Raw genomic sequence first — 26,687 nt, forward strand, 5'->3', positions numbered from 1 at the left:
ACCATGAACCATTTTACATTACACATTTTACACCAAAAACATGTCAGCAGCATTAGAACCGGGATGGTTAGCCGTATTAGAAGAAGAATTTGAAAAAGACTACATGATTAAACTCAAGTCTTTTTTACAGGAAGAGAAGCAAAGAGGTGCTACTGTTTATCCGAAAGGTGCAGATATATTTAACGCGCTAAATACTACCCCTTTTGATGAGGTAAAAGTGGTAATTCTCGGTCAGGATCCTTACCACGGCGTTGGTCAGGCTCACGGACTTTCCTTTTCTGTACAGCGCGGCATTGCAGTACCGCCTTCATTAAAAAATATTTACAAGGAGTTAGAAACCGACATACCCGGATTTAAAGCGCCAAATCATGGCCATTTAACACACTGGGCAGAACAAGGTGTATTGCTCCTTAATGCAACCTTGACTGTGCGCGCATCTGAAGCGGGCTCGCACCAAAACCGGGGCTGGGAGATTTTTACAGATGAAATTATAAAAGCCTTATCGCAAAAACGTGAGCATTTAGTTTTTTTGTTGTGGGGCAGATATGCCCAGCAAAAAGCAGCGTTAATTGATCAGAAAAAACATTACGTGCTTACCGCAGCACACCCCTCGCCTTTTTCGGCTTATAATGGTTTCTTCGGATCTAAACATTTTTCGAAGGCCAATCAGTTATTGGTACAAAATAACCTGAAACCAATTGACTGGAATTTACCTTTATAAATGAATGCTTATTTCATTAGCGGTCTGGGCGCCGATAAGCGGATTTTTTCGAAACTAAAGCTCAGCGAAAAGATCAACATTATTCATATTGATTGGATAAAGCCTAAGAAAAATGAAACACTTGAAGCTTATGCCCAACGGTTGAGCCGGATGATAGATACCAGCCAACCCTTTTCTTTAATAGGCGTTTCTTTTGGAGGAATGATTGCCGTTGAAATTGCAAAAATTTTAGCGCCCACCACAACAGTTATCATTTCCAGTACAATGCTAAGTACGCAATTGCCCCGACTTTACCGTTTCGCCGGAAAATTGGGAATCCTGAAACTGATTCCAGCCAGACTGTTAAAATCTTCCAATAAGCTTACCCAAAACTACTATTTCGGTACCCGATCAGGAAGTGAGAAAATATTATTGAGTAGAATTATAAAAGATACCGATCCTTATTTTTTAAAATGGGCCATAGGCAGTATACTCGGCTGGAAAAATAACATTAAACCAGAACGGATTTACCATATTCACGGTACAAATGATAAAATATTATACAGCAAAACAGCAAAGCCCGATTATATAATCCAAAACGGAACCCATTTTATGGTTTATCAAAATGCTAAGGAAATCTCAGGAATTATTGATAAATTAGTATTGCGTCTTACTCCCTAGAATGGCTCAACATATTTAGTTAGTCATCAGAAAAAATCATCCCATTAAATATTTATTAACCTAATAGTTTGATTTTTATGATGAATAAAACTTTTCTCGACAATTTAGAATACAAAGTTACAGGAGCCTGTATAGAAGTGCATAAAATACTGGGGCCAGGTTTATTGGAAAGTGTCTATCAAAAATGCTTAATGCGAGAATTGGAGCTGCAATGTATAAGCTTTAAAGCAGAACATTCAATTTTACTTTCATATAAAGATGTAGTGTTAGACACCTCTCTTCGGGCAGATTTAGTTATTGAAAACTGTATGGTATTGGAGCTTAAGTCAGTTGACAGCATACTTCCTATCCACGAAGCACAAATTTTAACCTATATGAAATTATTAAAAGCACCTAAAGGGCTACTTATAAATTTCAACTCAACAAACATTGTGCAACATGGTAAGCGGAGTTTTGTTAGCGAGTTTATGTATGACTTTTAATTTATTTCAACTCCTATTACAATAACATTTCTTACCACCTTAGACAACTAAGAACATGTTAGAACCTAATCTTATACTTGCTTAGATGCCCTAAGGTGTCTTAGGTGGTGCAATAATATGCATGGAGGAATAAACTTTAAATAATTCTGACCACCTTAGACAACTAAGAACACGTTAGAACCTGGTCTTATATTTCCTCAGATGCCCTAAGGTGTCTTAGGTGGTGTAATAATATGCATGGAGGAACAACCTTTAAATAATTATTACCACCTTAGACAACTAAGAACACGTTAGAACCTGGTCTTATATTCCCTTAGATGCACTAAGATGTCTTAGGTGGTGTAATAATATGCATGGAGGAACAACCTTTAAATAATTATTACCACCTCAGACAAATAACAACACGTAGAACCTGGTCTTATATTCCCTTAGATGCCCTAAAATATCTCAGGTGGTGCAATATTTTAGTATTCCAAAGGCACAATCGGCTCCTTCTTGGTCGTCGACATGATCATCATCGTCTGGAAGGTTTTAACCACCGAAATTTTACTGATCTTATCCATAATTAACCTTTCGTAAGCCTTAATGTCTTTCACATAAACCTTCAATAGAAAATCGGCCTGACCAGTAACGTGATGACACTCCGTGATTTCTTTAATCTGATTTACCTCATCCAAAAAGATCTGAATGGTATTGTTTTTATGAAAATCGAGCTGAATCTGAATAAAAGTTTTGATCCCTAAACCCAGTTTTTCCTCATCAACCAAAGCGTGGTAACTTTTAATATATCCCGCCATTTCGAGCTTACGAACACGCTCTAATGTTGGTGCAGGCGATAAACCAATCTCCTGTGATAGTAGCAAATTGGTAATTCTTCCGTTCTCTTGAAGGATTCTTAAAATTTTAAAGTCTATTTTATCTAATTCAGATGCCATAAAGTGTTAAAGGTATTTGAGAACACAAACATAACCAAATTATATTCTAAATTTTAACATAATTTATCATATATATTTTAAATAAAAATTTTTAGATTTACCTAAAAATTAAATTAGATAAATATAAATGCAAAGTTACACCGAGGAGAACTATTTAAAGATCATTTATCACCTTGCTGAGAAGACCACTAACGTACAAACAAACGCCATTGCAGAGCAAATGCAAACAAAACCTGCTTCAGTTACTGATATGATAAAAAAGCTGGCAGATAAAGGTTTGGTAGATTATATTAAATATCAGGGGGTTACTTTAACCGAAACAGGTAAGAATGCAGCTATAGATATTGTGCGGAAACACCGCTTATGGGAAGTTTTCCTGGTTGATAAATTAAATTTTAAATGGGACGAAGTACACGATGTAGCCGAAGAACTAGAGCATATTAAATCGACAGAGCTAATTGAAAGGCTCGACGAATTTTTGGGCTTCCCAAAAGCCGATCCTCATGGCGACCCCATTCCGGATAAAAACGGTCGCTTTGCCAAAACCCAGTTTATTAAATTAATTGAACTGAAAGTTGGCGATACAGGTACAATAACAGGCGTTAGCCAGCATAGCTCGGCCTTTTTAAAACATTTAGAGAAACTTGGCCTAACCCTGGGCATACCAATTAAAATCAGTGATATTACCGATTTCGACGGTTCAGTAGAAATCCAACTAGCAGATAAACAAGTTAATATTAGCAGAGAAGTTGCAAAACACATTTTAATAAGCAGTAATGGTAAAAACTGAATCGTTAAGTGAAGTTCATCAGAGCGTAAATACCGATAAAAGAAAAGGCTGGAGAAAAATTTTATCGTTTATTGGTCCGGCTTACCTCATTAGCGTAGGCTATATGGACCCCGGAAACTGGGCTACAGATTTAGCCGGTGGTAGTAAATTCGGCTACCAGCTGATATGGGTTTTGCTCATGTCGAACCTGATCGCACTCCTTTTGCAATCGCTAAGTGCACGTTTGGGTATTGTACGGGGGCTCGATTTAGCACAAGCATCAAAACAAGCTTATGCCCGCTGGGCTAACATTCCATTGTTTGCATTGGCCCAAACCGCGATCATTGCCTGCGATCTGGCCGAAATTATAGGTATGGCCATTGGCTTACAACTCCTTTTCGGCTTGCCCCTCATCTGGGGTATCTCCATTACCATATTCGATACCATGTTATTGCTTTTCCTCCTTAATAAAGGTATGCGTGCCATGGAGGGCTTTATCGTATCGATGGTGTTTATTGTAGGCATTTCCTTTTTAGTGGAAATGTTCATTGTAGAACCATCGTTAAAGGAAGTTGCCAGAGGATTTGAACCCTCCATATTAACCGGAGATGCCTTATATATTGCCATTGGGATTATCGGCGCCACAGTAATGCCGCACAACCTGTATTTGCATTCTTCACTGGTGCAAACCCGTAAAATAGAGCGCAGCAATAAAGGTATTAAAGAAGCCTTAAAATTTAACCTCATTGATACTACAGTTGCCTTAAACCTTGCTTTCTTTGTCAATGCGGCCATACTCATTTTAGCGGCTGCTGCCTTTTACAAAAATGGATTGCACGAAGTTGCCGAAATACAGGATGCCCATAAATTGCTTTCGAATATTTTTGGTAATGTAGCCCCAACCCTCTTTGCCATAGCATTAATTGCGGCCGGACAAAGCTCTACCGTTACCGGAACCCTGGCCGGACAAATTATTATGGAGGGGCACATCAACTTACGCATCCAGCCTTGGTTACGGAGGTTAATTACTCGTTTACTGGCCATTATTCCCGCTTTCTTTACGATCTTACATTACGGAGAAGATGCTTTAGGAGGATTACTGGTATTGAGTCAGGTGGTTTTAAGTTTACAGCTTGGTTTTGCCATCATCCCCCTCATTCACTTTACCTCTGATAAGAAACAGATGAAAGATTTTGCCATTAAACCCTGGGTAAAAGTATTGGCATGGGCCAGTGCATTGGCAATTATCGCTCTTAATGTAAAGCTGGTAATAGAAGAGGTTGGCGGCTGGGCAAAAGAAGCCAATAACTGGTGGATTTACGTGATCGTGCTTCCGGCTTTAATTTTAATCGTACTCCTTTTACTCTATGTTTTCTTTCACCCGATGATTGAAAGTAAAAGAAATGCAAGCAAACAACTTGTTCCCCATGGTAACGCGCTTGATATTGGTAAAATTGAAAAAATCAGTTACAAACGTATTGGTATTGCAGTAGATTTTTCTAAAAACGACAGGAACACCATCAGACATGCCTTAATTCAAGGAGGAAAAGATGCGCATTATTATTTAATCCACGTGGTAGAAACTGCAGCTGCGCGCTACCTGGGCAAGGATGTAATGGACCACGAAACGCAAAGCGATGCCCAAAACCTGGATAAATATATTGCTAACCTGAACGATTTAGGCTATGATGCCACGCCATATATTGGTTTTGGGAGCACAGCAAAAGCCATAGCCAATATCAGTAACGAAAACGAAATGGAATTATTGGTTATGGGTGCCCATGGCCATAAAGGCCTTAAAGACCTTATTTTCGGTACAACCGTAGATTCGGTAAGGCATAAAGTAAAAATACCGGTACTGATTATCAGATAGTTTTAGTTAATTAAATAATATTTAACCACAGATAAAAAGCCTGCCCGGCCGTTCAGGCGGAGATGAACACAGATACATCAATCTTTGTTTATCCAGTCGATTAAATCTGTGGTTATCTGTGTAAATCTGTGGCTAAAACCGGGGTTATTTACCTACTACCTTCATCATTTTTTTAATACCACCATCGCCTGACTCATATAGCAATAACTTGCCTCCCGATGAGTATAAATACATGGCTGGATATTGTTTAGGTAAGAAGGTTGGAATAAACATTCGTTTTTTATCCTGCAGCACGAGTACGTTTGGCTTGGTATTTAAACCTTTAGCATACGAATTGAAAAACTGCGGAATAATATAGCCTTCATCCATGGTAATCATGTAAATGTTTACGTCTTTAAACTGAGCGTAATTGGTATTCAGTATTTTGCTTTCTCTCTGGCAGTGCTCACAGGTACAATCGAACAAAATGAAAAGATTTTTCTTTCCCTGTTTAATATCGCCGTTTGAGAAGGCCTTTCCATCCAACTTGTAAAAGGTAAACTGGGGCAGTAAAGTAGGCTGTTGTGCTTTTACCTGAAAAGTAAGGGCGAGTAATAAGATTAAAAGTAAATTCCTGAATTTCATTTTAGATAGTTAAAGTCCAAACTTAAACGAATAAATGCGAACATAATAATATATCGTTAGCTTTTACAAACAGATGAAGATTTTTAATGGCCGTTATTGATTAATTAGTTTTAAAAAGCAGTAAAACGTTTTGAAAGCGAAAGTCTGTTTTCCATCGCATCTGCAGCCCCGCCATCCGCTTTACTCCGTTGCACTCCGTGTTCGCTGCTGTCGGGCTTAGGAACAGGGGGCCTGAAGAGGCCAAAAGGGATAGCCGCACATCCAAAACCTGACTTATTTAAACTGTACAATTAAAAATTAAATTATCACATCAATTTTTAAGATATTTGCAACCCCGAAACTATACTTTATATACAATTGTATAATTATAGTAATAACCTATACTTTGTAAAATTTTGAAAAACGACATCAATATAAAAAATAAAAGAGCCTATTTCGATTACAATCTGATTGATAAATACGTAGCCGGAATTGCCCTTTTAGGTACTGAAATAAAAGCGATCAGACAAGGGAAAGCCAATATGACCGATGCATTCTGCACGTTTATTGGTGGCATTTTGTATGTGCGTAACCTCCACGTTTCTGAATACAGCCATAGTTCTTTTTATCACCACGATATTAAACGCGATCGTGCTTTATTGCTGCAAAAGAAAGAGCTCAGAAAATTGAGAGTAAAGGGAGAAGAAAAAGGTTACACCATTGTTCCTTTGCGTATTTTTATTAACGAAAGAGGTTTCGCTAAAATGGAAATTGCCCTGGCACAAGGTAAAAAGGAATTCGACAAACGCGATAGCATTAAAGACAGAGATACCAAGCGCGAATTGGATAGAGCATTGAAGAGATAGTTTGGAGTTGGCAGTATTTAGTTGGGAGTTCTGGGCGCAGATAAACTGTTGTTAAAAATGGCTGGAAGTTTTTAATTGAGGGGCTGTAACTCAACACTCCGAACTAAAAACTCCAAACTCACCTACCATGCCTGGTCGCCTACCAAGGGCACAAACCTGAAAGTATCCAATACAATTTTTTCGTAGTCGGTCTCACTTACGCGGATTACAGTTACCATTTTCTGCGTTTTCTCGTCGCCTACCGGAATAACCAGAATTCCACCAATTTTTAACTGTTTCAATAAGATTTCTGGCACTAGTGGCGCACCTGCAGTAACAATTATTTTATCGTAAGGCGCATGTTCAGCAATACCTTTTGAGCCATCGCCACAATAAAAGATAGGTTTATAACCCATTCCAGGTAAAACCTGAATGGTTCTGTTGTAAATATTCTCTTGTCTTTCAATCGTATAAACCTTGGCGCCAAGTTCCATTAAAATGCAGGTTTGGTAGCCAGATCCGGTACCAATTTCGAGCACTTTATCGTCTTTTTTGATGTGCAGTAATTCGCTCTGATAAGCCACCGTATAAGGTTGCGAAATGGTTTGACCATCACCAATCGGAAAAGCAATGTCTTTATAAGCCTGGTTCCAGAAAGTTTCGTCGAAAAAGAAATGACGTGGTACTTTGCCAATGGCTTTTAATACACTTTCATCTTCAATTCCGCGAGATCTTAACAACTCGACCAATTTTTTTCTAGCTCCCCGCTCCCGATAATTATCAACAAATTTATACGCCATGAAGTTTCAAAATTAGCCTTTTTAAACCGTGTTACAAGAGCATTACAAAATTTAGCCTGCGATTAACGAGTGAATACCTGTGTTTGAGAAGGATACATTATCCACATAAAATTACTGATTTTTACGGATAAAGCATGAATGAGTGAATAAGACATATTCACCCATTCAATCAATCAATATTCAATTCTTTAACCCTAGTAAGGATCAACATCAATCTGCGTAAAAATGCCTTTAAATTCTTTGGTGGCATTAAACTCTGTTAATGTTTCGCGCAGGGCATCTTTAACTTTCTGAATAGCAGTATGCTTGTCGGCCTTAATGATAATCTGCTTGATGTAAAGATTACGCACACGGGTAACCAATGGCTGCTCTGGTCCCAAAACCCTTTTACCAAATTTAGCTTTAAGAATATTGGCCAGCGTTAATGCAGCATGATCCAACACATGCGAATCTTTGTGTTTAATGTACAGGAAAATCATCCTTGAAAATGGCGGATATAAAAACTTTTCGCGTTCTACAATCTCATCATTATACATCCCTTCGTAATCGTTGTTTACCACCTGCTTAATAATGCGGTTGTCTGCATCATAAGTCTGGATGCACACATTACCTTGATCAGCCCTTCTGCCTGCCCTACCGGCAACCTGTGCCAGTAACTGAAAGCTGCGCTCATATGCCCTGAAATCGGGATAACCTAAAAGTGTATCGGCATTAATTACCCCAATCAGACTCAGGTTATCAAAATCCAATCCTTTGGCCACCATTTGTGTACCAATCAGAATATCGGTTTTCTTTTCCTGAAAATCGTTTAAAATTTGCTGCAGACCATTTTTGGTACGTGTGCTGTCCATATCCAGGCGGGCGATAGTAACCTCTGGATACAGCAATCTCAGCTCCTCCTCAATACGTTCGGTACCGAAACCTTTTTGCTCTACATGCACCGAACCACAGGCCGGACAAATGTTTACGCTGCTTTGCTGATAACCACAATAATGGCAATGCAATTTACCGCTGCTTTTATGGTAGGTTAAACTCACATCGCAGTTTACACATTTAGGTGTATAACCACAGGTGGCGCAAATGAGAATGGTGGCATATCCCCTCCTGTTCTGAAACAGCACAATCTGTTCTTTTTTTGAAAGTGCCAGATCAATATCTTTAATGAGCACACTCGAAAAATACGAACTCATTGTTTTTTTCTTGGTTTCCTCTGAAATGCTGACCACTTGCTGATTGGGTAGCTGTACCCCACCAAAACGCTCTTTCATTTCTACCAAACCATATTTGCCCTGTAAGGCATTGTAATAACTTTCGAGTGATGGTGTAGCAGAGCCCAATATCACTTTTGCCTGATGCAAATAACCTAAGTAAATGGCCGCATCCCGAGCCTGATAACGGGGTGCTGGATCATATTGTTTATAAGAAGGCTCGTGCTCTTCGTCTACCACAATTAATTTCAGGTGCTGAAAAGGTAAAAAGACCGCCGAACGTGCTCCAAGTACAACCTTGTAAGCACCAGTTCTTACTTTATTCCAGATTTCGACCCTTTCGTTATTATTAAATTTAGAGTGGTACACCCCTATCGAATTGCCGAAATAACGTTTAATCCGCTCTACAATTTGGGTGGTTAAAGCAATCTCAGGCAACAGGAATAATACCTGACCGTCGGTATTTTGAATAATCTCCTCAATCAGCTTAATGTATACCTGGGTTTTACCCGAGGCGGTAACACCATGCAACAATACCACCTCTTTTTCTTCAAAGTGATGATTAATCTGCGCTAAAGCACGCTGCTGACCTTCGTTCAGCTCAAAATTAACGTTAAATGCTTCATCGTGACTTGCAAGCCGGCTAACCGGTCGCTTCATCACCACAAAAATATCTTTATCGGTAAGGGCTTTTAACGCCGCAGGTCCGCAATTACTTTCTTCTAAAAGTTGTTCTTTAGATACGGGTAAATTCGTTTTTTGCAATTTAAGGTAAGCCAGTAAAGCATCCAACTGTTTAGGTGCCCGGTCTAAAACATTAAAAAGCTGTTTGAGGTTTTCTTCGTCACTATAAAAATCATTCAGCACCACGAACGATTTTAGCAATGGTTTATATTTCTGCACCACCTCTTCGGCTACGAGCACCAGCATTTTATCTAACAGCTGGTTAATGATCGGATATACTGTCTTTTGTCCCAACAGCTTAGAAACATCGTTAACTGTCAGTTTCTCCTGTTTTTTAAGGGCTGCAATAATTACTTCCTCTTTATCCGTCAGCGCCGTTTCTTCGTCATAATCATCACGGAGGATCAGAATGGTTTCGCTGGCAAGTTTTAAACTTGCAGGCAAAGCTGCAGCCATTACGTCGCCCTCATTACACATGTAATAATTGGTCATCCAGGTCCAGAATTTTAGCTGGGTAGGTGTAATTACAGGTTCGTTATCAATTACATCAATAATATATTTGGCTTCGTAAACGGTAGGCGGAACAGTGGTTATGCCACTAATTAAAGCGGTATATATGCGGTGCTTACCAAATTGAACCACCACGCGTTTCCCGATGGCAATCTGCTCATTAAGATCAAAAGGTACACGATAAGTATAGTTTTTTGCCAGAGATAAGGGCAAAATAACTTCAACAAAAAGTGTTTCTCTTTCTGTAAAAATATCGTTCTCGTAAGTATTCATTATTTATCTTTAAATGCCGCAAAAAAGAGCATTATCCATCCCAGCACAAATAAAAGTCCACCAATTGGGGTTAACGGACCAATAAACTCGGTAAAACCCAAATGCGATATGCTTCGGGTAGCCAGTAAATACAGTGAGCCCGAAAAAAGTACAATCCCAAAAGTAAAACAGAAATAAGCAATATTGATGAGTTTATTGCGGTAACGTGCAAAGGTAGACAGATATAGCAGTGCGAAAGTGTGATAAAACTGATAATCAACGCCTTTTTGCCAGATCTCAAGTGAAGGTGCATCGATCAAAGCTTTTAAGCCATGAGCGCCAAAGGCACCCAACAGAACAGCAACAACACCAAAAAAAGAAGCAGTAAGGATTATTCGTTTATTCATAGTTCTTTGCTATAAGCAATCGCTAAATTAATAAATTGACAAAGAACTTCTCACTAATCAATGTAATAAATTAAATTTGTTGCACAGCAGATGAAAAAGATCATAATTCTAACAAGCGCTTTATTTTTAGGTGTAGCCCTAATGGCTTACCTCTATTTTTCGAGATTAGGGATAGAAAATAATGCAAAAGATTTGGCCCTGCAATCGGCCACCAATAATGCAGCGCTGGTATTTTCATTTCAGAACGATAAGGGCTTTTACAACATTATGGAGGGCCAGCAACTGATTCAACAGGTTTTGGGTCAGGATAAAATGAACCTGCTCAACCAGTTAAAAAAGAGCATTATCGACGATAACGCACTCAACAAATTCATTAAAGATCAGCAAATTTACATTAGCGTATTGCCTGATACGAATAAGACCTTAAACTTTCTGATCACCATTCAGATTTCGCCCGAAAACGACATTAAAAAGTTTTACGATCAGTTAAAATCGAAAAAGGCAATTGGCCAAACCTCAAAAGATATTTACAGCATTAAAGTAAATGATAGCCTTTCGGTTTATATGGGGGTACAAAACCAAGTGATAACGGTATCTACTTCGCTAAAACTGATTAAAGATGCAAGCATCCGCTTAAGCGAAAATCCTTTTACTGAGTTTATTAAAGAAAATAATCATCAGATTAAAAATGTGCTGGCACATGTTTACATTAACTTTAACCAGGCCCCACTATTGCTCAAAAGCATTATTGCCGGTAATATTAATGGCGAAATTGCTGTATTTGATAAACAAAACAGTTATGCCATCCTCAGTTACAATTTCAGTAAAGAAAAAATCCTGTTTAACGGAAATACGCTGTTAAAAGACCCCAACAATTACCTTAAATTGTTCGAAAACACACCTGCACAAAATACGACCATACAAAATATTTTACCAGATAATACAGCCAGTTATGTACTGTATGCCTTTGATGATTACACCAAATGGTCGGCAAAGTTAAGCACCTGGCAAGAGCAAAATAAAACTTTTGAGCAAGCCGGTAGCGTAATCAAACGCATTAAAGACCAGTACAGGGTTGATTTGAATACGGTTTTTCCGGCTTATACCAAAAATCAATTTGTAACCTTTCAATTGAGTACAACCGAAAAACTGGGTGCAATTGCCTTGAGCAATGGTGAAAAAGTAAGGCAGCTGCTACTGGAAGTAAGTGCAGATTACAATGAAGACATTAAGATTTTTAAATCAGCCGATATTTTATTCAGCTATTTCGGCGAGCCTTTTAAAAAATTCGGAAGGCCCTATTACACCATCATTGATAATAATTTAATTGTAGCCAATAACGCCAGTACCATCCAGGTATTTTTGAACAATTACAAAAATAACCGGCTTTTAATCCAAACCCCCGAATATTTAGATGCAGTAAACCAGATTTCGAACACTTCGAACGTGAGTTATTACATCAATACTAAAAATTCGACGGGTATTTTCAGGGATAACATCCAACAACCTTTTTACAAACATTTAAGGGCTGATAGTGGTTTAAAAAGTTTCGATACTTTTTGTTATCAGATGAGTGCCGATCGCGATAAATTTATTACCAACTTACTCTTAAACAAATATTTAAAACCAGAAATACCAGATTCACTAAGCAACCGTTAATAAAAAGAACCGTCCCCAAGAACTAATTTACATGAAGAAACTTTTACTTACGTTACTAGCAGTAGCTGGTATCGGGGTAGCAAATGCTCAGCAATATGCGCTTTTTGGCTCAAAAACGATGTTTGATGCATTCGAAAACCCCTCTCAGAAATCGTTCACTTTAGATTCGTCACGAAAATTTTCTTCCAACTTCTTCCTGCCCTATTTCGGCACCAACGCCATTAATAAAGGGAGCTCTAAATATGTGATCCGCAAATTAACACAAGAGGGTACCTGGGATACTGAAGGCTTGCCGCTGGGTACTGGTGAGGTTAACCATTTCTTCGAAAACAGCAATATTTATGTTGCTGCGTTCCGCCTTTTTAAATCGTATAAATACCAGAAAGAAATGGGCTTTGCCTGGCAAATCAGATCGGATGCCCATATCGATTATACCAACGAAACACTGGCTATTTTCGATTCGTATGAACGCTTTACGCCGGGCAGAGAATACACTGGTATATTCGATACTAAGGGATATCAGCAAACTTACCACCAGTTCAGTTTTACCTATCGTGAAAATTGGGATAAACGCCTTGCCTTTGGTTTAAAAGCCAGTTTATTGAGTGGCATGGTTTACAATAAGCTGGATGTTAAGGACTCTTATCTCTATATTGATCCGGAGGGCTCTGCTATGCTCATCGGGCTAAGAGGTACTTATTCTGCTAATTTTTCTGACTTTAACGAAGTAGATAAAAAAACATTCTTCCCTAATTTTAAAAATCCAGGCTTATCATTAGGCTTTGGAACCAATTATACCACCAAGAAGGGATTATTTTTAATGGCCAACGTTAAAGATCTCGGTTTTATCTGGTGGCGTAGAAATACACACAGAAACACCGTAGATCAATCGAAAGTGATCGAGAACCTGGAAAATAATCAATCGAACACCAACCAGGAAATTGAAGATATTTTTCTGCTTTCTGAGCAGAGCAAGAAGTTTCTGGCACCTACCAATGCCAAAATCGATGTATTTGTATCTAAACGTTATGGATTTTACAAACCGGCTTTAGCAGTTTCGAAGAATTTATTTTACAAAGGTGGTGATATCGCTTTTGTAAATACTTTTATTGCCAACGATTTTTCGGCCAGTGTTACGCCCCTGTACAATTTGAATCAGGTATTTATGGTTGGTGCACAGGTTAAATACCAGACACCAAATTTCGAATTATTTTTAGGCACAGATAATTTAGTGGCAACCAGTTTTCAAACCATTGGTACCATCAGAAACGATGCTACAGTAGGCAGCGGACCAAATGGAGCATCGTTTTATATGGGTGTGGGCATTAAATTCGGGAATGTGGTTAACCACCCGCAATTTAGCGATGTTATGCCTGGCATTAACGACCGTGAAGGTGGAAGTTTCTTTAAAAGCTTATTCTCGATCTTTAAAAGAAAGTAATTAAGGTTGTACCTGTTGCTTTTTAGATTGGGTAACCACAAAATCTTTCAGGTAAAAAGGCTCGAAATAAGCCACATCCTCGAAGTTTTTTTGCTGGAAAGCAGTTTCGGCCAAGGCCGACATGTAGTTAGCAGCATTAAAATTAGCAGCGTTGAACGAGGCATTTCCGTGAGTTAAAACGGCTGCACATTTGGCTGCGCCATCGCCCAGGAAAGTAATTTGTTGTGTGGCCAGCAAATCTGCAAAACTGGTTTCGTCGATAATTTTGGCCTCAGTTGGTAAAAGTACATTCAAATTGCTGTCAAAAACTGAAGTATAAACTTCCATACGGCGCGCATCAATCATCGAACAAATTAGCCCGGTATATTCTGGGTTTTCTAAGTGGAAACCAGCCGCCATCATTTTTAGCGTTTCGATGGCAATTAAAGGCTTATCCAGGGCGTAACATAAACCTTTCGCAGTAGAAACTCCTATACGCAAACCCGTATAAGATCCGGGGCCTTTACTTACCGCAATGGCGTCGAGCTCGTTGTAGTTAACACCGGCACTTTTTAACACTTCATCAATAAACAGGGTAAGCTTACTTGCATGCAGATTTTGCCCGCTTTCCTCTTTCGCCGAAACTGTTTTCCCATCAACCGATAAAGCAACTGAACAAACCGCTGTAGCTGTTTCTATTTGAAGTATTTTAGCCATGCTGCAAAGATAAGTTTTTTAGTCAGAAGTCCGGAGTTCGGTGAATCAGTTTGCAGTTGCCGGTTTGCAGTTGGATTCTGCTATTAACTATGAGCTATAAACCATAAGCCAGTTTGCAGTTAACAGTTTACAGTTGGATCGTCTATTAACTATGAGCTATTGACTAATGAACCAATGACCGATGACCAATTAAGGTACCGGATCATGCCCGTGTTTACCCCAGGGGTGACATCGGCCAATTCTTTTTAGTGCCATCCAGCCACCTTTAAAGGGCCCGTATTTTTTAATGGCTTCTACCCCATATTGCGAACAGGTTGGTGTAAACCTGCAATTTGCGCCCAACATAGGCGAAATAGCATATTGGTATACTTTTATCAAGCCTAAAAAGAACCAACCAAACAGTTTATTTATGAACTTCATTGGGCTGAATTAAGTTCTGGAAACGTTTAAATGTAGCGATTAGCTTTTTCTCGATGAAAGGAAATGCATACTTATCTTTCCCTACAAATTGAATGGAAAATAACAGCAATCCTTTATCGGTTGGTAATGGCAGGTATAACTGGTTTTGTTTATTCAGGCGATAAGCCTCTCGGATGCGGCGTTTAAGCAGGTTGCGGTCAACTGCACGCTTATATCTTTTTTTGGGAACATTAATCACCACCTGTGCCGGTACATCGGCTGGCTGATCGATAAAAAGATAGGAAACCCGAAAAGGGTATAATAAAAAAGAAGAACCGTTTTTAAACAACAGGTCTAAATGTTTCCTGCTGCATAACCGTTCTTCTTTTCTGAATGTGTACATATATTTTGATTGATAACTGCAGATTTTGATCTGCCAATTCCGGTTTTACGGAAAAGCAATCAAAAATTATGCTTTATGCTTGCGTTCGTCAGAAACTGTTAATCTTTTTCTTCCTTTAGCACGACGTGATGCTAATACTCGTCTGCCGTTAGCTGTTGCCATTCTTTCGCGGAAGCCGTGTTTGTTTCTTCTCTTTCTTTGCGAAGGTTGGTATGTTCTTTTCATGACTGTATATTATCTATTGTAAAATTAAGAGGTGCAAATATAAAGCGATTTCTCTACAAATGCAAGAGTGATTAATTATTATTTTTTCTATTTAGCTGCAAATGTAATAATTCTTTTGGAAAACGGCATTACAGGCGTATGTAAATGTTTTTATGAAACGAAAATATGCACAACGCAAACATGCGTCGCACCTATTTTCTACCCATGAAGCATTCCTTCGGAACGACTTGTTATAATCCTAAGGCAGCTTTCAACTTCACATAACCTGTTTTGCTCACAGGCAGCCAAATATCTGATTTTAGCAGCACCACATAGCTATCTTTCTCTTTAAGCTCTATTTTGGTTACCTGCGCCAGGTTAATAATGTATGAACGGTGTATACGGATAAACTGACTTGCATCCAGCGTTTGCTCAAAATAAGCCATGGTTTTATTCTTATAGAAAACACCTTCAATGGTACTGAGTTTTACATAGTCATCGTCAGCCTCCAGGTAGTTGATATCGGCAACGGGGATAATTTTAATTACTCCGTCTTTTTTAACCACTACCCTATTGTTTTGTGCGGGGCTTAGTGCTGCTGCATCTAAAACAGCTTCGGTATTTTCGGTCTGGTTTAACTTGGCAGGTATTTTTTTAACCGCAGCATCAAAACGTGATTTATCGATAGGCTTAAGCAGATAATCTACAGCATTTACTTCAAAAGCTTTAATGGCGTACTCGTCAAAAGCAGTGGTAAATATTACAGCAGGCTTATCTTCAACCAGCTCGAGCATTTCGAAACCACTGATTTTCGGCATCTGTATATCCAGAAAAATCAGGTCGGGTTTGTGCTGGGTAATTGCTTTTAAACCTTCAAAACCATCTCCACATTCGGCAACAATCTCTATTTCAGCATGATCGGAAAGATAGAATTTTACAATATCTCTAGCTAAAGGTTCATCATCAATTAGTATTGTTCTGATCATTTTTTTGTGGAATTTTTAGGGTGGTAATATATAAATTATTTGCCTCAATATCGGTCTGTAACAGATGTGTATTCGCAAATAACAGATATAACCTCCGTTTAATGGCACTTAAACCAAAACCAGTGCCTCCGGCAGCCTTCATTTCAGGATCGAAAGGATTTTGCACCCGTAGCGACAGTAAATTCTGATCTACAGTAACATCAATCTTAATGGTAATGCCTGCAGAAGTATTGTAAAGCCCGAATTTAATGGCATTTTCTACAATTGGCTGCAATAAGGTACCCGGCAGACAAAGATTCAGGGTATCTTCGGCTACATTTACCTCTATGTTTAACCGGTGGCTAAACCTTACTTTCTCAATATCCAGGTACAATTGAATGTATTCCATTTCTTCTTCAACAGAAACCCACAATTCATCGTCGCGTTTCAGTGTACCGCGTAAAAAGGCTGCCAGTTTGGTAATCATTACCCCAGCTTCTTTAGGATTAACCATTGTTAGCGCAAATACTGAGTTTAAACTATTGAAAAGAAAATGCGGCTGTAACTGATGTCTTAACTTATTTAACTCGGCCTCTTTGGCCAGATTTTTTGCAGCCGAAAGCCTTTCGTGTGTTTCTGATTGCTCTTCTAAACGGTACCACAAAATATTAGCCAGCGCACACCAGCCTAAACACATAAAAGAAATTAAGCCGCGAAAAGCAAAAGAAAAATTATAAAAGTCTTTGTATTCTGTGTAATCGGCGAAGATGTACAGCAAAGAATATTTTGCAGCATAAATAATTACAAAGGTGAGTGCAATCGTGATAATGAGCACATACAGGATCCGCTCATTTTTGGGTTGGTAATACCCCAGCATATTGCTAATTCCGACACAGGCCAGCGCCAATAAAACATTATTGACGAGGCTATCTGTAACCGAGATCCACCATGAAAAATTTACGACATAATGCAATCCGACAGCACACAATATCACCCAAACTACCGCAAAGGAGAGTGATGTTTTTTGTATCTGTGGAACGGATAATGGTCTAGTTGTCAAAACAGTTTTTGATTAGTTAATGATTGATTGCGGTGTTTAAGCGCTTCGAGGTATTGATCAACTGATTCCGGTTCAACAATACTCGAACTAACCTCCACACCATCAGCAGGTTCTTCTACTGCTAATATTCCCCCTACACCGATAAACTTCCACACCACTTTTTCTCCTTTACAGTTATTAAAGGGTGGGTTAAAATTTACTGCATTTAATCTGGCCTTATCGAGGGCCTCCATTTGCCCAACAGCCTGTATTAAACGCGTTTGCTCGTTAAACTGCGGCGCATGTTTTCCGTCACCACAAATTACCTGATAAATACAATTTACAGCAAACCACTTCATAGGCAATGATTTAATATAACATTAAAAGCTTTTAATCTCTATTCCTCCAAATAAGGCTGTACCATTTAAAATAAGCGTTTTCTGCATTTCGCTTATCGGCATGGTATGGGCACGTTTATCTTCAACACTACCAAATAGTGCGGTTACATTCGATTTGATGGCCCAGTTTGGCGGTACAATTAATTTAATTCCGCCAAATACAGCGGTTACATCAAGCGAAACTGTTTCAGGAAAATCGGCCTGGGTCATTACAATATCGGCGCCACCAAAAACTGCAGTAATATCGCCACCCTGAAAGTTTTTAGAGTAAACAGTTTGATGACTACCACCAAAAACAGCCATTACATCAATAATATCGTTATTATTAGCTGTTTTATCATAACCAAAGGTCGTAGAATCGAGCTTATCATTTTTGCGTCTGCCAAACAAGCCGCCATCTTTAAATGAGTTTTTAGGTCTGAAGATCAAAAAGCCCCCAACTATTACCAAGCCTGCTCCTAAGGCATATTTCGAGAAATCGAAATCGAGCCCCATGTTATCGAGGGTATTGTAAGCTCCGATTAATACTAAGATCAACCAGCCTATGCCTCTGAAGTTGCGGCGTGCCCCGATGAAAAGACCCAGCACGATTAAAAAATTAGACCAGCTAATGATCCAGTTTGGAATATCGAATCCTATATTATCCAGTAAAAAAGCTAGTCCGATTACCACTATGATTACGCCACTCCAAACCCGTCCTGAGTTTTTAATATGGCTATTTTCGTTTATATTGAGATTTTCCATTGTGTCTTGTTATTTAATAATCAAAAGTATATATCAGCCAGACATCAGCCTATACAGCAAGTGCAGGAATTGGATAAAAGGCGGTAAGTAGCCTTATTTTGTCGGTGAAAATTATTTTGTTATTTTGAAATATGAAAATCCTCCTTATTATTATCAGTCTGGGGCTTTGCGGCAAACTCTACGCACAAGACATAAATAGCCATTATAAAATTTTCGATACCAGAAAGCAAAAAACAATCAGCCTTGATGATTTGATTACAGATATGGACCGGGCTGATGTGCTTTTCTTTGGCGAAGACCACAACGATTCGGTTGGACATTACCTTGAAGCCGAGATTTTCAAAAAGTTAAGCAACAGGTATCCTCAAAAAGCGGCATTATCTTTAGAAATGTTTCATACCGATGTTCAACCCGTAGTAAATGAGTACCTGGCTGGAATGATTTCGGAAAAAAACTTCATTAAAGAAGGTCGCGCCTGGGGAAATTACAAAGACTACAAGCCTTTAATAGAACAAGCCAAACAGCAGAAACTACCTGTTATTGCTGCAAATGCAGCTGCACGCTACAGCAATGCAGTTACCATGAATGGTTTAAAGGCACTGGATAACTTACCTAAAACCTCACTTAGTTTTTTACCTCCACTCCCTATCGATACGGCACAGGGCAGATATTACGATAAATTTAACGAAACTTTAGGCGGGCACAACATGGGATCGATGAAAATTTACCAGACACAAAATTTGTGGGATGCAACCATGGCCTGGTCTATAGCCAGATTTGCCAAATTAAATAAGGGTTTTAAAATCCTGCAACTTAACGGCCGCTTTCACAGTGATGAAAAACTGGGTACACTGGCTAAACTGGCTCAAACTAACCCGAAACTAAAAATATTGAACATTTCTTCGTTTTCAGATGAAAGTTTTAATAATCCGGATTGGGAAAAGTTTAAAAACCTGGGCGATTACATTATTATTACCGACCCGGCTGTAAAGAGGAGCTATTAAAAAAAAGCCGCAGATGGGACGAATCTGCGGCTTTTTTTTGATTATGCTTTTGTTTTTAACAAATCTCTTATTTCGGTCAAAAGTACTTCTTCTTTTGTTGGTGCTGGTGGTGCGGCTGCAACTACAGCTTCTTCTTTACGTTTCATTTGGTTAATTGCTTTAACCATTAAGAAAATAACCAACGCTAATAAAAGGAAATTAATGGCTACAGTGATAAAGTTACCATATGCAAAAATTGCAGCACCTTCTACTTTTTTAGCATCAGCCAATGCTGTTCCTTCTGGTACGGCTCCGCGCAGTACTACATATAAGTTACTAAAATCAGGCTTACCAATAATCGCAGCAACAACCGGCATCACCAAGTCATTAACCACACTGTCGATTATCTTTCCGAAGGCGCCACCGATAATTACACCGACAGCAAGATCCATTACATTGCCTTTTATAGCAAATTCTTTAAATTCTTTTACAAATCCCATTTTAAATTAAGTTTTAGTTTTTTATTAAAATTAACAAACTTTAATTTGAATCCAAATGTTTAGGAAATAATTTAAAAACCGAACATATCAATAGCATTTAGGCTAATTCAACAGAATATCTGAAATCTATTGTTTATTTTTGCCCATTCTTTTATACATACTATGCTAAAGCAACACTTACAACAAAAATTATTACAAAAGTTATCACCCCAGCAAATACAGTTTATTAAGCTGCTGCAGGTGCCTACTGTTGCCTTAGATACGCGTGTAAAAGAAGAACTGGAAGAAAATCCGGCTTTGGAAGATCCTAGTTTAATGACTCAGGATGAGCCAAAAAGTGAGTATGATGACTTAAATGATGGCCCTGATGATTACGAACAATCATCTGAAGATACCAGCATGGATGAGTTTAATGTGGATGATTACCTGCAGGACGACTCGGCCAACGATTACAGTACCAATTACAATAACGGCGATGATGATGAAGAGAAGAAAGAAACGCCTATTGCCATTGAAAGTACTTTTTTTGAAAGTTTACAAGAGCAGTTAGATCTCATTCCCCTATCGGACCAGGATTTTATTATTGGTAAACAGATTATTGGCAGTTTAGATGATGATGGCTATTTACGCCGTCCGCTGGGCTCGATGATCGATGATCTTGCTTTTTCGCAGAATGTAATGGTTGAAGAAGAGGATGTACTCGAAATGTTAAAACTGATTCAAAGCTTCGACCCTCCGGGCATTGGTGCCAGAGACCTTAAAGAGTGTTTGTTGATTCAGCTGAAAAGGAAAGACGCACATAACCCAATCATCATTAAAGCGATGAATGTGGTAGAAAACTATCTGGATGAATTTACCCGCAAACATTACGATAAACTGGAAAAAAGTTTAGGACTGGATAGCGAAGAACTTAAAGAGGTAGTGAGCGAAATTTTGCGCTTAAATCCTAAACCTGGCGACGCCAATCAGGTAACTACCAAGCAGATGCAGATTATCCCCGATTTTCACATCAGCAATAATGATGGTGTACTGATTTTGACCCTGAACTCAAAAAACGCACCTGAATTAAAAGTGAGCCGCTCATACCAGGAAATGTTCGAGCATTACGATAAGGCTGCATCTAAAGATAAAAAACTAAAAGAAGCCGTTCAGTTTGTAAAGCAAAAGCTCGATTCGGCAAGATGGTTTATTGATGCCATAAAACAACGTCAGCAAACCCTCCTGAAAACCATGAATGCCATTATGCATTATCAGTACGAATATTTTTTAACGGCCGATGAGCGTAAAATGCGCCCCATGATCCTGAAAGATATTGCGGATAAAATTGATATGGATATTTCAACCGTATCTCGTGTGGCCAACTCTAAATATGTACAAACCGAGTTTGGTACTTTCTTATTAAAATCGTTCTTCTCGGAGGCGATCCAAACCGAAAACGGAGAAGAAGTTTCGAACAAAGAAGTTAAAAAAATCCTGGAAGATTGCATTGGTAACGAAGATAAGCGTAAGCCGCTAGCCGACGAAAAACTGACCGAAATACTAAAAGAAAGAGGCTACAACATTGCCAGAAGAACAGTCGCCAAGTACCGCGAACAGATGAATATACCTGTGGCCAGGTTAAGGAAAGAACTTTAGTTCAGTTCGCAGTTTTCAATTAACAGTTTTCAGTTAGCAGACTATAGTCCTCGTTTGTAACGAGGATTATCGAGATTAGCATTTACAATGCTACGAAGCAGTTTTTCAGTTAATTACTTTTTGAAATTTCCAAATTGTAAACTGCCAACTGATAACTGATTTACCACATTTTAATGTACGAAGGCACTTTATAGATATTATTCAACATTAAACCTAAAACAATTTCATGGCTGCCATTGCTTACCTGGTTAAGTGCAGAAGTTGAAAAATCATACGAATAAGTCAGGTTTACCATTTTTCCGATATTAAATCCGGCCATTGCCGAAAATGAATCGTCTTTGCGGTAACTGCCTCCCAGCCAAACTTTATCCTTAAAGGCTAATTTCATATTCAGATCGACCGATACCGGAGCAGGCGAAACGTACTTAACCATAACCGAAGGGATAGCTGAGATCTCGTCATCGACAAAAAACTTATAGCCGGCCGTAGCGAAGTAATGTGGCACTTCTTTACCCAGGTTATAGCTGCTTTCGCCTGTAAAACTTAATTTTTGAGGCAAAATTTGCTGAACGGATATACCGGCAAACATCCGCGCACCATATAACCACAATCCAATACTTAAATCAGGTTTTACCTGATTAATCAAAGCCCTGTTCAGTGCCGGATCATATGGCGTATCGAAAGTTAGCGCATTAACATCTAATGAAATACTCGAAATCCCCGCAGCTACACCTGCTGAGAGGTTAAAGTTATTACTCAACTGTAAATGGTAAGCATAGGTTACATTCGCATCCAATCTTTTTACCGGTCCGGTTTTATCGAGCACTGCCGTTACCCCCATGCCATGATGTGCTGGCGACGACATGTAATTCTGCATATAATTCCGGTCCATCGGGTTTCCGGTTTGCTCAGGGAAAGATGTAAGTGCGTTACTCCATAACTGATTATCGCCCAGCGCCCAGTGAGCTGATACAAAAGAAGTTTGCGGCGCATCGGTAATCCCCGACCATTGTTTGCGGTACCCTCCCTTAAAATCAATATAATTTTCGATACCCGAGAGTGCCGGATTTAACAGGTACTGGTTAAAGATATATTGGGTATACTGGGGCTTTTGCTGCGAAAAAGCATTAAACGAGGCTAAAAGCGCTGATATGATGAGGAGCTTCTTCAATTTTATCTGATTATGGTCAAGGGTCCGGTTATGGTTTTACGTCCGTTTCTTGGGTTGATAATATAGTAATAAACACCGACAGGTAAAGGGCCGTTTTGATAATTTCCATCAAAGGGCACTTTATAGCCATTGCTAAAAAACACCCTGTTCCCGTTTCGGTTAAAAATTTCTACTGTAGCATTGGGATAAGATTCTAAATATTTAATATTCCAGGTATCGTTTACATTATCGCCATTGGGCGTAAAAGTATTGGGTGGGGTTAATGCCTGCAATACTTTAACCAGCACTTTGGATGTAGTAGCACAACCATCGGGCTGTGTGGTAGCTGTAAGGGTGTATTCGGTATCTTTTTCGGGCGATGCAACAGGCCTCAACACATTGGTTTTGCTTAGGCCAGCGGCCGGCGACCATTCGTATTTCAAATTGGTACCTTCGGCAGTGGCCGGAAGTTCAATCTCTCCGCCAGCCAGAATGTAAACCAAATTGCCTGCATCGGCAACTGGCGATGCGTACACTTCAATTTCTTTACTAATAGAAGAAGTGCAGCCATTTGTAGCCGCAAAAGTATAGGTGATAGTATGGTGGCCTACACCGGCAATTTTAGGATTAAAAGTACCATCTGCTTTCATTCCATCGCCTGCATATTCGCCTATGCCTGGCATTTCTTCTTCAACTTTCTGTGTAGCCTGTACAATTAAAACCGTACCATCGGCTTCGCAAACTGCAGGCATATCGGCAAATTCTAATTGCGGTACGGGTTTTATAGTAACTGGTTTATCTACTGATTTAAAACAACTTTCTCCCGAATAAGCTATCAACCTAATATTTGGAGAACGATCAGCAGTACCTCCAAAAGTATTGTATTCGATTTCTATATCACTATCATCCGGATAAGGTATGGTTTTATAAACACTCGTTTCATTAGGATAATCCCTGTAAATTTCAATTTTGGTAATCTTGCCGGTAAAAGTAGTTGATGTATTTTTGATCACAATTTTATCGCTCACACAGACATTATTCTTAACAATATCAAAATCTGCATCTTTTACCGCCCCGTTTACGGTAAACGTTTTCGATGTACTTTTTTCGCAACCATCTGCATTCCTCACGGTTAAAGTAACTGTGTAATCGCCTGTGGCCCCGTAAGCAAAAGCACCATCAAAACCGGTAGATGTTGCCAGCGGATTACTATTATCATATTTCCAAACAGCCGTTAAACCGGTCGTTGTGCCGTCAGCATTTTTGGTAGTATTTTTAAACCGGGCTACACCATCAGCCAAACAAAAATCGGGCATAATAAAATCAACCACCTGCGGGTCAATTACAGTTACAGTTTTGGTTTTAGCTTCACTAACACAGCCTAAATTGCTTACTGTTGTCAGGGTTATGGTATAATCGCCAGTTGCTGCATACTGATGAACCGGTGGGGTATTGTTTAATAATTTTACTTCTGCTGATCCATCGCCAAAGTTCCAGCGCCACTCTACAATGCTACCAGGGCTTTCAATGTTCGATTTTTCAGTTAATATCACTGGCAAATCCACGCATAAACCTTTAACATCAAAATCAGATACCGGCTGGGGGTTAATGGTTATTTCCTGAAATTCGGAAACTTTAGCGCATTTAGAATCGGTTGTAGCCGTTAAAATCACTTTGTAAATACCTGGCCTAACATATTTATGCACCGGATTTTGCTCTGTAGCAGTATTCCCATCGCCAAAATCCCAAAGCCAGGTATTAATGGTCCGTGTATCGGAGTTAGAAGTACTTTTATCTTTAAAAGGTATGGGAGCATTGGCGCAGTTGATTTTCTCCACTTCAAAATCGGCTGTAGGTTCTTTGTCAACCGTAAAATCAGTAATCAAATCTTCTGTACTTCCGCAATCATCGGCAGCTGGTTTGGTGGCCGTTACCTTAAACTGATAATCGCCCGGAAGATCATATTTAATATCGTTCGGATAAAAGTAAGTGTAATAAGTAATGCCATTATCGGTAAAGGTTGCTACCGAAGTTGGCGCATTTTGAGTAATTACGCCATCTCCATTGTGTACATCCCAATCTAAACGGGTTGCCTGATAAGGTAAATTAATTTTGAGCTTGATTATTTCTCCTAAACAACCACTGGTAACATTTTTACCGGTAGCTTCATTTTGAGGTTGAAAAGTAAAATTCTGAATATTTGCCCCTGCCAGATAAGCATAAGATTCTACACTACCATAACCATAGGCTATTGCCGAGAAACCTCCTGCAGCAGACAAACGATGCTGGGCCTGCGAGCTATTGGTTACATCAACAATCGCATAGCTATATTCATTATTAATGGCTACGAAATTGGAAACAGAATTTCCATCCAATCTAAATGATGGGATATCAGCAGTTTTAATAATAACATTGATAAAGAATTTATTAATGTTGGTTATTACGTTATCCAGCCTCGAATAAACAGTAATATTGGTTAAAGTTTGTTCCACAGGATTCAATACCGTTATTTCCGGATCTCCGGGATAAGGACCTCCCTGCTGAACATTAGCACTATTACTTAAATTACAGGTTTGAGAAGTTTGGTATTGTGCTACAGAAATAGGTTTTGAGCCCGAAATTACGTTAGCAGTGTTAGAAAAAAAGGTAACTACAGCCCCCTTATTGTAAGGATTACCCAGTGTTGTTCCATTGGCATTTGTAGTACTGCCATTAACGGTTAAAATTGTATTGTCTTCAGAAACAATTACCCGGATAATATCGGTATTGCCATGAATGGTATTGTAAAAAGGAGCAGTTACAAAATTCCTTCCCCAAGCCGTTACCGGAAAAAGCTCCTGATACAAATTGTCACCTCCACTGGCAGAACGGCTATTTCCCTGTTCGCAAAAAGAAGCCCATGTATTCCCTGAAAAAACAGCTATGGGTTTACAGCCTGATGTAGATTTGATATGACTACCGGAAAGATCATCTCTGGCCTGGTATTGGTAAATTTGTCCTTTATTTAAAGTTTTAGTAAAAGTGGTATTGGCCGCGTGTTCAGTATTGCCCTGGGTAGGTGTAATTTCTATTTCGGTACCGTCTTCTACCGCAACAATTGTAAACTGTGCGTAACGCCCATTGGTGGTAGTGCTTTGATAACTGTAAGTATAGTACTCTTTCCCAAGTGTATTGGTAGGTAAAACCAAAGTTCCTCCTGTACGTGCCTGGTAAGCAATTACACTATATAAGGAGATTGGATTATCAGTAGTAGTTACGTGAATGGCTTTATCACTTTCAATCACATCATTAGAGCCAATGTATGCATCAATGGTATTGGGATCTATAATTACCGGTAAACAGGTATTAGCTGGTATTGAACCGGTAGCAATTACAGTATTGCCCATAAAAACATTGTAGGCAGTTGCCTTATCTGCCGACAGGAACAAAGTTAAACGCGAAAGTTTTCCATCAATGTGCCCGCTATACGCCACCCAAAAGTCTTTCCCTTTGTTTGATGTGTTCTGCGAAAAAACGGTATTTGTTTTAAGCAGCAGTAGAAAAAAAACAACCCATAACCAATGCCTGCTCATTACCTACCAGCTTAGTTGAAAAACGTTATACATGTTTGTTTGATTAGATATGCAATATACTATTAATCAAAGCACATGAAAAAAAATTAACATTTTTTTAAGCACGAAATCACCGTTTCGTGTAATAAACTACAGGGGTGGTGTAAAAAT

The 26,687-nt window shown here is 39.0% G+C and carries 26 protein-coding genes; 10 read left to right on the forward strand and 16 right to left on the reverse strand.

From position 1 onward, the window contains the following. The first annotated feature begins 40 nt into the window (after window positions 1–40). From ung to OC25_RS11920, 3 genes are all read left to right on the forward strand, one after another. Window positions 41–721: a uracil-DNA glycosylase gene (gene ung, locus OC25_RS11910; RefSeq protein WP_039476235.1), complete on the forward strand. Its 681-nt coding sequence runs from the start codon at window positions 41–43 to the stop codon at window positions 719–721. Beyond that, window positions 722–1,381 carry an alpha/beta hydrolase gene (locus OC25_RS11915; RefSeq protein WP_039476238.1) on the forward strand — a complete coding sequence of 220 codons (660 nt, stop codon included), beginning with the start codon at window positions 722–724 and terminating at the stop codon, window positions 1,379–1,381. 77 nt (window positions 1,382–1,458) lie between these two features. Beyond that, on the forward strand, window positions 1,459–1,863 hold the full coding sequence (locus OC25_RS11920) for a GxxExxY protein (RefSeq protein ID WP_039476241.1): 405 nt from the start codon (window positions 1,459–1,461) through the stop codon (window positions 1,861–1,863). Window positions 1,864–2,327: 464 nt separating this feature from the next. Here OC25_RS11920 and OC25_RS11925 read toward each other — a convergent pair whose 3' ends face one another. After that, on the reverse strand, window positions 2,328–2,798 hold the full coding sequence (locus tag OC25_RS11925; protein WP_025142637.1) for an Lrp/AsnC family transcriptional regulator: 471 nt from the start codon (window positions 2,796–2,798) through the stop codon (window positions 2,328–2,330). Between the two features lie 127 nt (window positions 2,799–2,925). Between OC25_RS11925 and OC25_RS11930 the strand changes: the two genes are divergently transcribed. Both OC25_RS11930 and OC25_RS11935 read left to right on the forward strand, forming a co-directional pair. Beyond that, complete coding sequence (locus OC25_RS11930; RefSeq protein WP_039476245.1) at window positions 2,926–3,588, forward strand: metal-dependent transcriptional regulator; 663 nt, start codon at window positions 2,926–2,928, stop codon at window positions 3,586–3,588. Further along, a complete protein-coding gene (locus tag OC25_RS11935) occupies window positions 3,575–5,440 on the forward strand; it encodes an Nramp family divalent metal transporter (RefSeq protein ID WP_039476248.1) in 1,866 nt (621 codons plus the stop codon). Before OC25_RS11930 ends, OC25_RS11935 begins: the two co-directional genes overlap by 14 nt. Window positions 5,441–5,584: 144 nt before the next feature. On the opposite strand, the gene OC25_RS11940 is transcribed toward OC25_RS11935, so the two are convergent. Then, a complete protein-coding gene (locus tag OC25_RS11940) occupies window positions 5,585–6,064 on the reverse strand; it encodes a TlpA family protein disulfide reductase (protein WP_052266161.1) in 480 nt (159 codons plus the stop codon). Window positions 6,065–6,459: 395 nt separating this feature from the next. On the opposite strand from OC25_RS11940, the gene smpB reads away from it, so the two are divergent. After that, the gene (gene smpB, locus OC25_RS11950) at window positions 6,460–6,909 is read left to right on the forward strand and encodes an SsrA-binding protein (protein WP_039476253.1); all 450 of its coding nucleotides are present in this window, start codon (window positions 6,460–6,462) and stop codon (window positions 6,907–6,909) included. A 122-nt stretch (window positions 6,910–7,031) separates the two neighbouring features. Here smpB and OC25_RS11955 read toward each other — a convergent pair whose 3' ends face one another. The 3 genes from OC25_RS11955 to OC25_RS11965 all read right to left on the reverse strand — a co-directional run bounded on the left by OC25_RS11955 (window position 7,032) and on the right by OC25_RS11965 (window position 10,749). Then, the gene (locus tag OC25_RS11955) at window positions 7,032–7,688 is read right to left on the reverse strand and encodes a protein-L-isoaspartate(D-aspartate) O-methyltransferase (protein ID WP_039476255.1); all 657 of its coding nucleotides are present in this window, start codon (window positions 7,686–7,688) and stop codon (window positions 7,032–7,034) included. 194 nt (window positions 7,689–7,882) lie between these two features. Beyond that, window positions 7,883–10,363 (reverse strand): replication restart helicase PriA, encoded by a 2,481-nt coding sequence (gene priA, locus OC25_RS11960; RefSeq protein ID WP_039476257.1) that lies wholly within the window; start codon window positions 10,361–10,363, stop codon window positions 7,883–7,885. Continuing rightward, complete coding sequence (locus OC25_RS11965) at window positions 10,363–10,749, reverse strand: DUF423 domain-containing protein (RefSeq protein WP_039476261.1); 387 nt, start codon at window positions 10,747–10,749, stop codon at window positions 10,363–10,365. The genes priA and OC25_RS11965 overlap by 1 nt, the downstream gene beginning before the upstream one ends. A 90-nt stretch (window positions 10,750–10,839) precedes the next feature. Between OC25_RS11965 and OC25_RS11970 the strand changes: the two genes are divergently transcribed. Both OC25_RS11970 and OC25_RS11975 read left to right on the forward strand, forming a co-directional pair. Next, entirely contained in the window at window positions 10,840–12,408 is a 1,569-nt protein-coding gene (locus tag OC25_RS11970) for a hypothetical protein (RefSeq protein ID WP_039476264.1), read from the forward strand. Window positions 12,409–12,439: 31 nt separating this feature from the next. Beyond that, window positions 12,440–13,849: a DUF5723 family protein gene (locus OC25_RS11975; RefSeq protein ID WP_052266162.1), complete on the forward strand. Its 1,410-nt coding sequence runs from the start codon at window positions 12,440–12,442 to the stop codon at window positions 13,847–13,849. On the opposite strand, the gene tsaB is transcribed toward OC25_RS11975, so the two are convergent. From tsaB to OC25_RS12010, 8 genes are all read right to left on the reverse strand, one after another. Next, entirely contained in the window at window positions 13,850–14,545 is a 696-nt protein-coding gene (gene tsaB / locus OC25_RS11980; RefSeq protein ID WP_039476267.1) for a tRNA (adenosine(37)-N6)-threonylcarbamoyltransferase complex dimerization subunit type 1 TsaB, read from the reverse strand. A gap of 189 nt (window positions 14,546–14,734) precedes the next feature. Next, the gene (yidD, locus tag OC25_RS11985; RefSeq protein ID WP_039476271.1) at window positions 14,735–14,965 is read right to left on the reverse strand and encodes a membrane protein insertion efficiency factor YidD; all 231 of its coding nucleotides are present in this window, start codon (window positions 14,963–14,965) and stop codon (window positions 14,735–14,737) included. Beyond that, window positions 14,949–15,347, reverse strand: coding sequence for a ribonuclease P protein component (locus OC25_RS11990; RefSeq protein ID WP_039476274.1), 399 nt, complete (start codon window positions 15,345–15,347; stop codon window positions 14,949–14,951). Before OC25_RS11990 ends, yidD begins: the two co-directional genes overlap by 17 nt. Before the next feature lie 66 nt (window positions 15,348–15,413). Continuing rightward, on the reverse strand, window positions 15,414–15,572 hold the full coding sequence (gene rpmH / locus OC25_RS27340) for a 50S ribosomal protein L34 (protein ID WP_010601723.1): 159 nt from the start codon (window positions 15,570–15,572) through the stop codon (window positions 15,414–15,416). A gap of 230 nt (window positions 15,573–15,802) precedes the next feature. Next, window positions 15,803–16,537, reverse strand: a complete 735-nt coding sequence (locus OC25_RS11995) for a LytR/AlgR family response regulator transcription factor (protein ID WP_039476277.1) — start codon at window positions 16,535–16,537, stop codon at window positions 15,803–15,805. Beyond that, entirely contained in the window at window positions 16,515–17,576 is a 1,062-nt protein-coding gene (locus tag OC25_RS12000) for a sensor histidine kinase (RefSeq protein ID WP_245221978.1), read from the reverse strand. The genes OC25_RS11995 and OC25_RS12000 overlap by 23 nt, the downstream gene beginning before the upstream one ends. Then, window positions 17,573–17,914 (reverse strand): DUF4288 domain-containing protein, encoded by a 342-nt coding sequence (locus tag OC25_RS12005; RefSeq protein ID WP_039476280.1) that lies wholly within the window; start codon window positions 17,912–17,914, stop codon window positions 17,573–17,575. The genes OC25_RS12000 and OC25_RS12005 overlap by 4 nt, the downstream gene beginning before the upstream one ends. 21 nt (window positions 17,915–17,935) lie before the next feature. Further along, window positions 17,936–18,697, reverse strand: a complete 762-nt coding sequence (locus tag OC25_RS12010; protein ID WP_039476283.1) for a LiaF transmembrane domain-containing protein — start codon at window positions 18,695–18,697, stop codon at window positions 17,936–17,938. A gap of 131 nt (window positions 18,698–18,828) precedes the next feature. Between OC25_RS12010 and OC25_RS12015 the strand changes: the two genes are divergently transcribed. Continuing rightward, complete coding sequence (locus tag OC25_RS12015) at window positions 18,829–19,701, forward strand: ChaN family lipoprotein (RefSeq protein ID WP_039476286.1); 873 nt, start codon at window positions 18,829–18,831, stop codon at window positions 19,699–19,701. Window positions 19,702–19,742: 41 nt separating this feature from the next. Here OC25_RS12015 and mscL read toward each other — a convergent pair whose 3' ends face one another. Next, window positions 19,743–20,180 (reverse strand): large conductance mechanosensitive channel protein MscL, encoded by a 438-nt coding sequence (gene mscL / locus OC25_RS12020; RefSeq protein ID WP_039476289.1) that lies wholly within the window; start codon window positions 20,178–20,180, stop codon window positions 19,743–19,745. Between the two features lie 162 nt (window positions 20,181–20,342). On the opposite strand from mscL, the gene rpoN reads away from it, so the two are divergent. Further along, the gene (gene rpoN, locus OC25_RS12025) at window positions 20,343–21,815 is read left to right on the forward strand and encodes an RNA polymerase factor sigma-54 (protein WP_039476292.1); all 1,473 of its coding nucleotides are present in this window, start codon (window positions 20,343–20,345) and stop codon (window positions 21,813–21,815) included. 160 nt (window positions 21,816–21,975) lie between these two features. Here rpoN and OC25_RS12030 read toward each other — a convergent pair whose 3' ends face one another. Further along, on the reverse strand, window positions 21,976–22,986 hold the full coding sequence (locus OC25_RS12030) for a PorP/SprF family type IX secretion system membrane protein (protein WP_039476295.1): 1,011 nt from the start codon (window positions 22,984–22,986) through the stop codon (window positions 21,976–21,978). 2 nt (window positions 22,987–22,988) lie between these two features. Then, the gene (locus tag OC25_RS12035) at window positions 22,989–26,537 is read right to left on the reverse strand and encodes a T9SS C-terminal target domain-containing protein (protein ID WP_039476297.1); all 3,549 of its coding nucleotides are present in this window, start codon (window positions 26,535–26,537) and stop codon (window positions 22,989–22,991) included. Window positions 26,538–26,687 lie beyond the last annotated feature (150 nt).

This window comes from Pedobacter kyungheensis (assembly GCF_000812965.1).
GTDB classification, from domain to species: domain Bacteria; phylum Bacteroidota; class Bacteroidia; order Sphingobacteriales; family Sphingobacteriaceae; genus Pedobacter; species Pedobacter kyungheensis.